We start from the raw sequence: 12,123 nt of genomic DNA, 5'->3' as shown, positions 1-12,123 counted from the left end.
CCGAGGTCAGGCGCTGCGGCGCAGCATGTCGTCGGCCAGTTCCTTGGCGAGCCGGCTGAGCGACCCGTCCGACTGCACGGCCGGGACCTCGACGCCCGGCGCGAGGCGCAGGGCGAGTTCGTCCAGCAGGTCCGCGATGGCGGTGGCGCGCTGCCGGGAGATCACCACGAGATTCCGGTCGCCCGGGGTGCGCCGATCGGCCTCGCCACCGGCGGCGGCCGGGCCGAGCCGGGTGGCCGCCTCGTCCAGCGGGATCGGGCGGAGCCGGTCCGGGTCGCGCTCAGCGGCGGCGTAGAGCAGCCAATGCCGGGCCGGGTCGAGCTCCGGCTGCGGCAGGGTCAAGTCGGGCGGGGTCACGGCGGCTCCTCCGCTCAGTATCCGGCGCGCAGGTAGGCGGCGATCTCGGCGGCGACCTCACTCATCGAGCCTTCGCCCTGGATGGCGCCGCTGCTGCGGCCGGGGGCCAGGCGCAGGGCCATCTCGTTCAGCAGGGTGGCGATGACCCGGCCGCGGTTGCGCGAGAAGGCGACCGCGTCGTCCGGATCGTCACGGTCGAGGCGCGACTCGACGGTGCGGCCCGCCTCGATCATCGCGGCGAACTGGGCGGCGGCGTCGTCGAGCGGGATCGGGATGTGCCGCTGGCTGCCGTCGGGCTGTCGCCGGATGTCCGCCCACAGCATCAGATGCTGGGCGGGATCGCGTTCCGCCTCCGGTTCGGTCACCGGGCCATCCTAATCGGCTCAGACCGGTGGGGCCGGTGGGGTGTCGCTGTCGGCTCGTTTCGCCAGCGCCTCGGCCCTGGCCTCTGGCCAGCCTTTCACCATGATGTAAACGAAGTAGCCGATCGCCGTCAGCGGGAGCGGGGCGAAGAACGCCACCCAGCCCAGCCAGGTGGCGGTGACCTGCCCGAGCGCGACGCAGGGCAGCAGCCAAGCGAGGAACAGGAACAGGCCGGCGACGTACTCCATCGGCTGGTCCATGACCGTGTGGCGTTCCTCGTCGTCCCGGTTCAGCCACCGGCCGACGCCCCACATCAGGGCGGCGATCGGCAGCATGATGACGGCCACGGCGAGCTCGGCCAGCTGAACGTTGTCGCTTCCGGTCAGGCGATACGTGGCCTGCGTGGTGTAGTACGCCGCCGGAACGGCTCCGCAGGCGATGAGGAAGGCCAGGAACCCCAGGCCGGTCCAGCGAATCAGCATCCAGGCATCGTACGAAAGCTCGGGGCCGGGCCGGGCCCGCGAATCGGTAGAGTGACACGGATGAAAGAGCGGATAGCCGGCGCCCGTTACGCGTTCCGGGCCGCGCATCCGGCCAGCCCGATGCTCCGGGTGCGGTATCGGCACGGCGTGCCGGTCGACCCCTGGGGCTTCCCGGACTGGACGCCTTACGCCCGCATCCTGGTCGCGCTGCCACCGGCGATCGCCGACCTCACCGTCGAGGAGTCGCGCGTCGTCGACGTGCGCGCCGCCGACCGGGTGGCACGCGCCGACGGCGACCCGCTCTGGACCGACGCGGTCGGCACCCCGAGCGGCTGGACCTGGGCGCACACCGCGCGGACCAGGCATCTCGCGCTGGTCCCGGCCGAGTTGCACGCGAGCTTCCGTCATCTGGGCGGCGTCAGCGTCGGGGCGCGGGCGCTGGCCGGGCACGGTCTCGCCGCGGGCGACGAGGAACCCCCGGGCATCCTGGTCACCGAACGGCTCTCGGCGGCCGCGCTCGACGCCGCCGACGATCGATTCGGCGTACGTCTTCCGCCCCACTACCGGGATTTCCTGGGCCGCACCAACGGGGGCGCCCCGAGCTTCCCGGCCGTGCATCCGGGTCACGGGTTCGTGCTGGACCAGCCGCTCTTCGGGTTCCGCGAGGACCGCACCCACGACCTGGGCTACCTGAACGCGTTCTTCACCGACCGGCTGACCACCGACTGGCTGGCCGTCGGGCTGGTGCAGGGCGGCCTGCTCGCGCTGCGGGTCCGCGGCGAGGACGCGGGCGCGGTCGGCTACCTCGACGACGACGATCCGCGCGATCGGGACCACTTCACCGCCGAGGACGTGTGCGCGCGGCTGATGCACCGGCTGGCCGGGGACTTCGCGTCGTTCTGGCTGGCCCTCCGGGCCGTACCGGCTGATCTTGAGGAATTGGCGGTTACCGTGGCCGCCGGGGCCGGGGTGGCCCGGCCGGACGGTCTCGGGAGCCTGCTGCCCGGGTCGCATCGGAGGACGACGTGACCGAGCAGCCTCCCGAGTGGACCCCGGCCAACGAGGTCGAGCACGCGATGGCGCTGGCCGCCCTGGCCGACGAGCGGCACACCTACTTCCAGCTGGCGGCGGTCGCCGACCTGTTCCTGCCGCAGCTCACCGCCGACCCGTCGGACCATCAGCGGTTCCTCACCGTGCACGCCTTCGACCACGTGTTCCTGCCGGTCTTCACCTCGGTGCCGGCGCTGGCGCGGACGTTCGGGCACGTGATCGACGGCTACACCGTGACCAACTACGCGGAGCTGCGGCGCAAGTGGCCGGATCCGGAGTGGCGGCTCGCCATCAACCCGGGCACACCGATCGACGCGTACGTGCCGGTGGAGACGCTGGCCGACGCCGCGGTCGGCGACGTGACCGTCCCCACCCTGGAGGAGATCGTCGCCGAGGAGACCGCTGACGACGCCGTGGAGGCGGAGCTGCGGGCCGTGCAGGCGGCCGGCGACTACCCGGAGGAGGATCCGGTGGTCGCGCTGCACGCCGCCGCCGCGGCCGGTGACGTGTACGGCTTCATGGAGCGCCTCCTCGACACCCAGGTGCTGGTGCCCACCACCCGGCCCGCCGAGCTCGAGGAGATCGCCGAGCCCGGCTTCCCGTGGAGGTTCGCCCCGGAACAAACCGTCGAGGTGTTCACCAGTGCGGAGTCGCTCGCCGCCAGTCACACCGAGCCCACGCCGTACGTCGAAGTGAATTTCTCCTTCGTGGTGGCGTGCTGGCCGGAGGGCTACTCGATGTCGATCGACCCGGACGGGGCGAACCCGCTGGAATTCGGCCCCGACCAGGTGCCCTGGCTCTTCAGCTTCGCCCCTTCAGAACCACCCGATCCGAGGCCGTGATCTCGGCGTCGGCTGGCGCCTGGATCGTCGCCTCGTCGCCGAAGCCGCTGAGCTTGAAGCTGGCCTTCACGTAATAGGCATCCTTCGGGCGCAGCGCCACGTCGTCCTGCTCCACCTTTCCGGAGTTGGTGAGGACACACTCGACGTCGAGCTTCACCAGCCGGCCGTCGTCGTCCAGCTCGGCGGTCAGGATCGGCGGGGACGTCTGGTCGAAGTGCCGGTCGAGCCGGGTGCCGAACGGCGGCGGGCAGACACTGCGGCCGCTCATGCACTCCAGCCGGTACTTGTGGTCGCCTTCCTTCGCGCTGTCGGCGAGGTGGATGTCGAGGCCGCCGAAGAACGGCAGCCAGGTGGTGATGTCGGCGACGTCCAGCTGCGGGTCGGAGAGCTGATCGCCCCAGATCTGCACGGTCCGGCTCGCGTCCCACCAGGGGCGTCCGTCCGGTGCGACCAGGTCCGGCGAGGTGTAGTAATCGGCGCCGCCGACGTGCACGCGCCGCGCCGTGATGCCGTCCGTGCCGGTGCCGGCCATCTTGGTGTACGAGGTGTCCCAGCTCGGCTCCTTGAGCCGCACCACGCTGGTGCCCTGCCACTCACCGAACGGCTTACCGCCGCGCAGCGACGCGGTGAACTCGACCCGCGCGGTGCCGGCCTTCTCCAGCTTCTCCCGGACCTTGGACAGCTCCTTGTAGGCGGCCTCGGGAGTGTCCTTGTCGACGTTGCCGGTCGAGTACCAGAAGAGGCCGGCGAGCACGAGAGCGACCGCGCCGTAGATCCACTTTCGCATCAATCATTCCCGATGGCTGGGTGGGTGGGGACGCCACACGGTACCTGCATGTCACACCGGCGGGCATATCATCGGCGGGTGTTACCGATCCTGAGGCGCGGGGCAGCGTCCCTGCTCGCGGCCGCGCTGCTCGGCGTCGCGGCACCGGTCGCGCTCGGGCCCGCTCCGGCGCTCGCCGCCGACTGCGCCGCGCCCGGCCGCCTCAGCGCCGGCACGTCGTGGGCCCGCGCGATGCTGTCGATAGACGCGGTCACCTCGTTCAGCCGGGGCGACGGCGTCGAGGTCGCGGTGCTCTCCACCGGCGTCCGAGCCGGTCACCGCCAGCTGACCGGCCGGGTGCTGACCGGCCGTGACGCGGTCACCGGCAACGGTCCGGCCGACACCGACTGCACCGGCGCCGGCACCCAGGTCGCCGGCGTGATCGCGGCCGCCGCCACGGCGAACGGGCCGGTCACTGGCCTCGCCCCGCAGACCACCGTTCTTCCGGTGCGCGTGGTGCCGGACACCGGCTCCGCGCCGAGCGCCGCGGACCCCGCGCAACTGGCCCGCGGCATCGACTTCGCCCTGCAGGGCGGCGCCGACGTGATCGTGGTGGCCGTCCCGGCTTATCAGGACACCACAGCGCTGCGGCAAGCCGTGGCGTCCGCGGTCCAGAAGGACGTGCCGGTGATCGCCGCGGCCGGTGACCTCGGCTCGGCGCAGGATGGCAATCCGGCCCCGTTCCCGGCGTCGTACCCCGATGTGATCGGGGTCGGCGCGATCGGCGAGGACGGGAAGACGTACGGCAAGTCGCAGCACGGCACCTATGTGGACCTTGTCGCGCCGGGTGTGGCGGTGCCCACCCTGCAGGGCGGCGACGGTGCGGCCCAGGCCCTGGTCGAGGCGGACGGGACGGCGCTGGCCGCCGGCTACGTGGGCGCGGCGGCGGCACTGGTGCGCGGCCGGTCCGGGAAGATGCCGGTGGCCGATCTGACCCGGCTGCTGACCGCCTCGGCCAGCCCGGCGATGACGGGGGACGGGTTCGGGGCGGGTGTGGTCAATCCGTACGCGGCCGTCACCGGGCGGCTCACCGCGAAGAAGGAACGAGCCCTGCCGGCCCTGGTGCCGTCGGCCGCTACCCGCAGCGGGGCGGAGAACGAGCGGCGCCGGGCGGCGTTCACCGGCGCCGCGATCGCGGCCGTCGCGGTGGTGGCGGTGCTTATGGTGACCGCGGCGATCCGGCGCAGCCGGCGGCAGCACTGGCGGCCGGCCACGGCGCCGCCTCTGGCCGAGTACGAGGAGCCGATCGAGCCCGGGCCGCCGGTCATGCTCCTCGACCGGTCCTCGGAACCTAGCTCTTAGGCGGCTTGCCGGCCGCCGCCGGGTCCAACGTGACCCCGGCCGGGATGCTGCTGACCAGCGCGGTCGGGATCTCGGTGGCCGAGTCGGCGGAGTAACCGAGCCGGCCCAGCGCGTCCGCGTCCGGCACCGGGTGCCGCAGGCCGAGATCCGTCACCAGCTGGTAGCCGGCCGAGCCGGGCACTCGGACGAGCGCGAACCGGCCGGCCGGGACACCCACCGCGTCGGCCAGTGCCCGCCCGCCGGACGAGCCGATCGTCGGCACGGCCGACAAGAGCGCGCCGACCGGCCCGCCCACGATGATCGACGGTGCCTTGGCCGCCGACCGGGTGACCGCGCAGGCGGTGGTGCCGGCGGCAACCGTGGCCAGGGTCGGCGGGCTGGCCGGCGGCTGCGCGTCGGCGTTGCCGGTCTCCGGCTTGAGCACCGGGCCGGCGCCGCCGGTCACCACGGCGACCGGCACGTTCTTCGGCTCGGCCGGGAAGCTGGCGTTCAACACCGCTTTCTGCAGCGCGGTGATGGGCAGGATCCCGTCGTCCAGAACCAGGTAGAACTGGGTGGCGTCGACGCCGACGGTGACCGCCAGCACGGTGCCGTTGGTCAGCGACGGCACCCGCTTCGACGCGGCGCCGCGATTCTGCACCCGGATGGCTGCGATGTCGCCACCGGCCGGCAGCGCGTTCAGCCACGCGGTGCTGACCACGGTCGGGTCGACCGCGCCGTACAAGCCGGGAAGGGTGGTCTGCGCGTCCTGGATCTTGTGCTTGAAGCCGTGCCAGACCAGCTGAATGTTGGTGTTGCTGTCACTGACCAGCAGACCGCGCTCGGCGAGGTCGGCACCGGCCGGCCCGGACTGCCCGACCAGCAGCGTGGCGGCCGGATTCTCGCCCGGCACCAGGCACATGGCCCAAGGCAGGCCGACCTGCTGGCCGGCCTCGGGCAGCGACGCCGGCGCGTTCGGAATGCCGATGGTGACCCCGCGCGGGACCTTGGCCAGGGCCTTGGCCGCGATCCGGTAGACCGTCGGATTCGGCCGACCGGCCGCGAGCTTGGCCGAGGTGAAGTTCAGCGCCGGGCTGAGCCGGCCCGCCGAGTAGACGAAACTGGCGCCGGACTCCCGCTCGACCACCACCGAGCCCTCGCTCTGCCACTGGTCGCCGCCGACCTTGGTGAGGATGCCGTAGACGCCGAAGCCCGCGCCGATCAGGATCGCCACCATCAGCCCGCCGAAGAGCGCGCCGATGCCGCGCCGCAGCGGGGACTGCGCCGGGTCGGTCTCGCGCATCACGAACGCGGAGATGACCCGTTGATTCAGGAACTGGTACGACTGGAGCTGATCGCGGCGGGAGGCCATCGCGTCACCCTCCGATCGAGGAGAACAGCCCGCGGATGTCGTCGAAGACGCCCATCACCGCGCACGCCAGCGGGATCAGCGCCATGATCGCGATGACGTCCAGCAGGTCGGCGGCCCGGCCCAGGTAGGGCGAGGGCTGCCGCTGGCTGTAGATCACCGCGGCCGGCAGCGCGACCGCGCCGGCGATCACCGCGCCGGCCAGCACCAGCAGCCCCGGGACGGCGTCGGTGGCGACCGCGCCGATGCCGAGCACGGCCAGACCGGCGACCCCGGCGACGAGCAGCGGACCGCGCTGCTGCGGGGTGGCCAGCAGCCGGGCGCGCAGCAGCAGGGCGGTCACGGCGGCGACGATCAGCAGCACCGCGGCCGTGCCGGGGCCGGACCAGGCCAGGTAGAGAATCGCGACGATGCTGCTGAACGCGGCGGCCAGCAGCAGCCCGGAGAGCACCTCGTCGGCCCGGACCACGGCGGCGAACACGTCCGCCCGGCGAGGCATCGGCTTGTCCTTGAGGATCTCCTCGGCGCGGCTGGGCAGTTCCGGGAAGGGCAGCCGGCCGATCCAGCTGGCCAGCACCGGATAGCCCGGGAGCAGGCCGATCGCGGCGGTCAGGGCCACCGCGGCGCCGCCACTGGCCGGCACCCCGGCCAGCGTGAGCAGTGCGGCGAGCAGGCCGGTCAGCGCGACCGCGATGCCGGCCACGAAGAGCCGGGGCAGCCCGGCCACCGCGGCGTGCCCGATCATGCTGACGACCAGCAGCACTGCCGAGCCCAGCAGCAGCGCCGGGGCGCCGATGCCGAGGAACCGGGAACCGGAGTCGGCGATCAGCCAGGCGCCGCCGAGGAACGCGTAGGGCAGGCCGCTGGCGGCGACCACGGCGCCCGCGCCGGAGTCGGTGAACGCGCGGGACAGCAGGATGCCGACCACGGACAGGCCGAGCGCCACACCGAGCGCGATGATCGCCGAGGCCTGCCGGGACGGGCCGCCGGCGGCCAGGCCGAAGAGCCCGACGAGCAGCGCGACGGCGAAGACGGTCAGACCGGCGCGACGGGTCGCGGCGGCGCCCCAGGAACGGCCGGCCCGGCGGGCGCCGCTGGCGATCACCTCGACCACGTCGTCGTAGGCCAGTTCGGGCCAGTCCTCCCGGGCCGGTTTCAGGTGCAGCAGCTCGCCGTCGCGCACGCCCTGGGCGGCCAGGTTGCGACCGGGCTCGAGTGCCGAGCCGGTGGCCCGGCGCAGCACCCAGCCGCCGTGCCGCTCGGCCGGCTCGCCCAGCGCACCCTCGGCGTGCCGCAGCAGGTGCGGCAGCAGTTCGCCGACGAGCATGTTGTCCGGCAGGGCGATGTCCATCCGGCGGGTCGGCGCGGCGATCGTCACCCGGGCCAGACTCGGGCCACCCGGTGCGGTCACGCGGTCACCTCCAGCTGAGCCTTGTCAGCCCACAAACTAGCAGGCGGAGTCGGTGAGGATTCGCCCCGGCGAATGGCTGGTTAGGATGCGAAGCGTGACCGTCAGCATCGTGAAGCGTCCGCCCCGCCGGCCCGCGCCGGTGATGCCCTCGGGCGAGGTGCTGCTCGATCCGCCGCCCGAGGTTCCGCCGCCGGCCGGCAAGGGCTGGACGCGGATGCTGATGGTGCTGCCGATGGGTGCCGGTGCGGCCGCGATGGGCCTGATGATGGGCGTTCAGCGCGGCGGCCCGTTGACGTATGTGGCCGGCGCGATGTATGGCGTCTCCATCCTCGGCATGATCGCGATGATGGCCACGAACACCTCGGGCCCCGGCAAGCGCGAGATGATCGAGTCCCGCCGGCAGTACCTGCGGCATTTGTCGCAATTGCGGGCCCAGTTGCGCACCACGATCCGTCAGCAGCGGGAGGCGCTCTACTATCGCAATCCCGACCCGGCCACCCTCTGGACGTTCGCGGACAGCGGCCGCCTCTGGGAGCGGCGGCGCAACGACGCCGACTTCACCGTCGTCCGGATCGCGGTCGGCGTGCAGGAGGTGGCGACCCGCCTGATCCCGCCGCAGACCAAACCGGTCGACGAACTGGAGCCGCTCTGCGCGATGGCGCTGCGCAAGTTCGTCAACACCTACTCGGTCGTGCCGGACCTGCCGGTCTCCGTCGCTCTGCGTGACTTCTCGCACATCTACGTGCGCGGGCCGGAAGAGGCGGTGCAGGGCTTCTGTCGCGCGCTGACCGCGCAGATCGCCACCTTCCACGCGCCCGACGACCTGCGGCTCGGCGTCTGCGTGCCCGACCATCAGCGCCCCCGGTGGGAGTGGGCGAAGTGGTTGCCGCACGCCCAGCACCCGGACAAGACCGACGCGGTCGGACCGCTCCGGCTGGTCGCGCCGAGCGTGCCCGCGCTCGAGGCGATGCTCGACGACGTGCTGGTCAACCGGCCCCGGTTCGACCCGATGGCGGTGGCCCCGGCCGGCCCGCACGTGATGGTGATCATCGACGGTGGCTCGACGGCCGGCTCCGACCACCTGATGACCGAGGGCGGGGTCGCCGGCGTCACCATCCTCGACCTGTCGGTGCCGCCGCCCCGGCTGCTCGACGACAGCTCGGTGGTGCTGGAGATCGCCGCCGACGGGACGATCACCGGCACGACGATGGACGGCTCGACCGAGGTGGGTAAGGCCGACACGCTCGGGCAGGCGGAGGTCGAGGTGCTCGCGCGCGAGCTGGCGCCGCTGCGGCTGTCCGCGGCGACCTACGGCGACCAGCCCGCGATCTCGCAGGACATGGGGCTGGCCGAGCTGCTCGAGGTGGACGATCCGTACCAGATCGAATTGGCCGACATGTGGGCGAACCGGCCGAACCGGGACCGTCTGCGCGTGCCGATCGGCATCGGTGTCGACGGCCGTCCGGTCGAGCTCGACCTCAAGGAGTCCGCCCAGGACGGGATGGGCCCGCACGGCCTGCTGATCGGCGCGACCGGTTCCGGCAAGTCCGAGCTGCTGCGCACGCTGGTGGTGGCGCTGGCGATGACCCACGACCCGGAGATTCTCAACTTCGTGCTGGTCGACTACAAGGGCGGCGCGACCTTCGCCTCGCTCGACCGGCTCCCGCACACCGCCGCGATGATCACCAACCTGCAGGACGAGCAGTCCCTGGTCGACCGCATGCTCGGCGCCATCTCCGGTGAGCTGACCCGGCGGCAGGAGCTGCTGCGCAAGGCCGGCAACTACGCCTCGGCGCGGGACTACGAGCGGGCCCGCGCGGCCGGGGTGCCGCTCGCCCCGCTGCCCAGTCTGATCCTGATCGTCGACGAGTTCTCCGAGCTGCTCGCCGACCGGCCCGACTTCATCGACATGTTCGTCCAGATCGGACGGGTCGGCCGGTCGCTCGGCATCCACCTGCTGCTCGCCTCGCAGAAACTGGAGGAGGGACGCCTGCGGGGGCTGGAGTCGCACCTGTCGTACCGGATCGGTCTGCGCACCTTCTCCTCGATGGAGAGCCGGGCCGTCCTCGGGGTGCCCGACGCCTACGAGCTGCCGCATCACCCCGGCCACGGCTATCTGCGGGCCGGCACCGACGGGCTGGTCCGGCTCAAGGCCGCCTACGTGTCGGGTGCCGTCCGCCGGGAGGGCATCGTCGCCGCCGGCAGCACCCGCGCCGGCAGCCCGATCCGGGAGTTCAGCACGTACTATGCGGCGCCCCTGCAGGAAGAGCGGTCCGAGCCCGAGGCGGCGAGCCAGGAGGTGGAGGAGAAGGTCCAGGGCGACACGCTGATGGACGTCCTCGCCCGCCAGATGGAGGGCCGCGGCACCCCCGCCCACGAGGTGTGGCTGCCGCCGCTGGACAAGGCACCCACGCTCGGTCAGATGCTGCCCCCGGTCATCTCCATGCCCGACCGCGGCCTCCAGGTCGACGCGGCGGAACGCTTCGCCGGCCTGCACGCCCTCGTCGGCATCATCGACAAGCCGTTCGACCAGCGCCGCGACCCGATGTGGCTGGACCTCTCCGGCGCCGCGGGCAACCTGCTCGTGGTCGGCGGCTCACAATCCGGAAAATCCAACCTCCTGCGTACGTTGATCACCAGCCTCGCCCTCACCCACACTCCGCGTGAGGTGCAGTTCTACGGGCTGGACTTCGGCGGCGGCCCGCTGAGCGGTCTCACCGACCTGCCGCACGTCGGCGGCATCGCCACCCGCCGTGACGTGGACCGGGTCCGGCGCACGATCGCCGAGGTGCACGGCCTGATGCGCGGCCGTGAGGACCTGTTCGCCCAGCAGAACGTGGAGGGCATGGCGGCGTACCGGCGGGCCAAGCAGCAGGGCCGCTTCGCCGAGGACCCGTTCGGCGACGTCTTCCTGATCGTCGACGGCTGGTCGACGCTGCGCGCCGAGTTCGAGGACCTCGAAACCATGGTCAACGAGCTGGCCAATCGCGGTCTCGGCTTCGGCATCCACGTGGTCGCCGCGGCGAACCGCTGGATGGACGTCCGCCCGCAGATCCGCGACGTCTTCGGCACCCGCGTCGAGCTGCGCCTCGGCGAACCCTCCGACTCGGTGATCAATCGTCGTGAGGCGGTCAACGTGCCCGACCAGTCACCCGGTCACGGCCTCACCCCCGACGGTCACCACTTCCTCGCCGCGCTGCCCCGCATCGACCGCGAACAGCGCGCCGACGACCTCGCCGAAGCCGTCGCCGAACTGGTCAAACACGCCACCGAGCACTGGACCGGGCCGCCCGCGCCGCGCGTCCGGCTGCTCCCCGCCGAGCTGCCGTTCGAGGCGCTGCCCCCAGCCCGAGGCCCGCTCGCCCCGATCGGCATCGCCGAAGCCGACCTGCAACCGGTCTGGCTCGACTTCGACGCCGAACCGCACGCGCTGCTCTTCGGCGACATCGAGAGCGGCAAGAGCTCGTTCCTGCGCAGCCTGGCGAAGTCGATCGTCGCCGGGAACAGCCCGGCGGAGGCCCGCATCCTCCTGGTCGACCTGCGCCGCAGCCTGCTCGGCATCATCCCGAACGAGAACACCATCGGCTACGGCACGTCCCACCAGGTCACCGCCGATCTGATCAACCAGGTCGCGGTCGCCATGCGCGAACGTCTCCCCGGTCCCGACGTCACCCCCGAGATGCTGGCGAACCGCAGCTGGTGGAAAGGCCCGCAACTCTACGTGCTCGTCGACGACTACGACCTGGTCGCCGCCGCCGCGCAGAACCCGCTCCTACCCCTGCTGGAGTTCCTCCCGCAGGCCCGCGACATCGGCCTCCACCTGGTGATCACCCGCCGGATCGGCGGCGCCGCGCGCGCCATGTTCGACCCGGTCATCGGCCGCATCCGCGAACTCGCCTCACCCGGCATCATGATGTCCGGCCCGCGCGAGGAAGGCCCCCTGTTCGGCACGATCAAACCGCAGATCCTGCCGCCGGGCCGCGCCTGGATGATCACCCGCAAACACGGCGCCCGGCTGGTCCAGCTCGCCTGGACACCGCCCGTCCGCTGAGTGGACGGCGGGGTCGTCTCGGGTGCCTGCCCTGGCCGCGTAACCACCCGATCCGAGCCCCGACCGGGCCGTGACCGGGGTGAAGGCATCC

At 72.4% G+C, this 12,123-nt stretch carries 10 protein-coding genes; 4 read left to right on the top strand and 6 right to left on the bottom strand.

The features are described 5' to 3' along the window. Positions 1–6 precede the first annotated feature (6 nt). Genes ACH442_RS02510 through ACH442_RS02500 form a run of 3 tightly spaced genes read right to left on the bottom strand, consistent with a single transcriptional unit; the run spans position 7 to position 1,202 of the window. On the bottom strand, positions 7–357 hold the full coding sequence (locus ACH442_RS02510; RefSeq protein WP_396120766.1) for a hypothetical protein: 351 nt from the start codon (positions 355–357) through the stop codon (positions 7–9). A gap of 14 nt (positions 358–371) precedes the next feature. Further along, positions 372–722, bottom strand: coding sequence for a hypothetical protein (locus tag ACH442_RS02505; protein ID WP_396120765.1), 351 nt, complete (start codon positions 720–722; stop codon positions 372–374). An 18-nt stretch (positions 723–740) separates the two neighbouring features. Beyond that, positions 741–1,202, bottom strand: a complete 462-nt coding sequence (locus tag ACH442_RS02500) for a hypothetical protein (RefSeq protein ID WP_396120764.1) — start codon at positions 1,200–1,202, stop codon at positions 741–743. A gap of 60 nt (positions 1,203–1,262) precedes the next feature. Here ACH442_RS02500 and ACH442_RS02495 point away from each other — a divergent pair, with 60 nt between their 5' ends. Further along, on the top strand, positions 1,263–2,231 hold the full coding sequence (locus ACH442_RS02495) for an HNH endonuclease (protein WP_396120763.1): 969 nt from the start codon (positions 1,263–1,265) through the stop codon (positions 2,229–2,231). Continuing rightward, entirely contained in the window at positions 2,228–3,094 is an 867-nt protein-coding gene (locus ACH442_RS02490; RefSeq protein ID WP_396120762.1) for an SseB family protein, read from the top strand. The genes ACH442_RS02495 and ACH442_RS02490 overlap by 4 nt, the downstream gene beginning before the upstream one ends. On the opposite strand, the gene ACH442_RS02485 is transcribed toward ACH442_RS02490, so the two are convergent. Continuing rightward, complete coding sequence (locus tag ACH442_RS02485; RefSeq protein ID WP_396120761.1) at positions 3,054–3,881, bottom strand: hypothetical protein; 828 nt, start codon at positions 3,879–3,881, stop codon at positions 3,054–3,056. The genes ACH442_RS02490 and ACH442_RS02485 overlap by 41 nt on opposite strands. A 78-nt stretch (positions 3,882–3,959) precedes the next feature. Between ACH442_RS02485 and ACH442_RS02480 the strand changes: the two genes are divergently transcribed. Then, the gene (locus ACH442_RS02480; RefSeq protein WP_396120760.1) at positions 3,960–5,222 is read left to right on the top strand and encodes a S8 family serine peptidase; all 1,263 of its coding nucleotides are present in this window, start codon (positions 3,960–3,962) and stop codon (positions 5,220–5,222) included. On the opposite strand, the gene eccB is transcribed toward ACH442_RS02480, so the two are convergent. Next, the gene (gene eccB / locus ACH442_RS02475; protein WP_396120759.1) at positions 5,212–6,573 is read right to left on the bottom strand and encodes a type VII secretion protein EccB; all 1,362 of its coding nucleotides are present in this window, start codon (positions 6,571–6,573) and stop codon (positions 5,212–5,214) included. The genes ACH442_RS02480 and eccB overlap by 11 nt on opposite strands. Positions 6,574–6,577: 4 nt before the next feature. Next, positions 6,578–7,981 carry a type VII secretion integral membrane protein EccD gene (gene eccD / locus ACH442_RS02470; RefSeq protein ID WP_396120758.1) on the bottom strand — a complete coding sequence of 468 codons (1,404 nt, stop codon included), beginning with the start codon at positions 7,979–7,981 and terminating at the stop codon, positions 6,578–6,580. 94 nt (positions 7,982–8,075) lie between these two features. On the opposite strand from eccD, the gene eccCa reads away from it, so the two are divergent. Further along, positions 8,076–12,032, top strand: a complete 3,957-nt coding sequence (gene eccCa, locus ACH442_RS02465) for a type VII secretion protein EccCa (protein ID WP_396120757.1) — start codon at positions 8,076–8,078, stop codon at positions 12,030–12,032. Positions 12,033–12,123 lie beyond the last annotated feature (91 nt).

This window comes from Actinoplanes sp. NPDC020271, assembly GCF_044388125.1.
In the GTDB taxonomy this organism is placed as follows: domain Bacteria; phylum Actinomycetota; class Actinomycetes; order Mycobacteriales; family Micromonosporaceae; genus Actinoplanes.
Note: the sequence above shows the minus strand (reverse complement) of the source record. Positions and strands in the feature narration are given on the sequence as shown.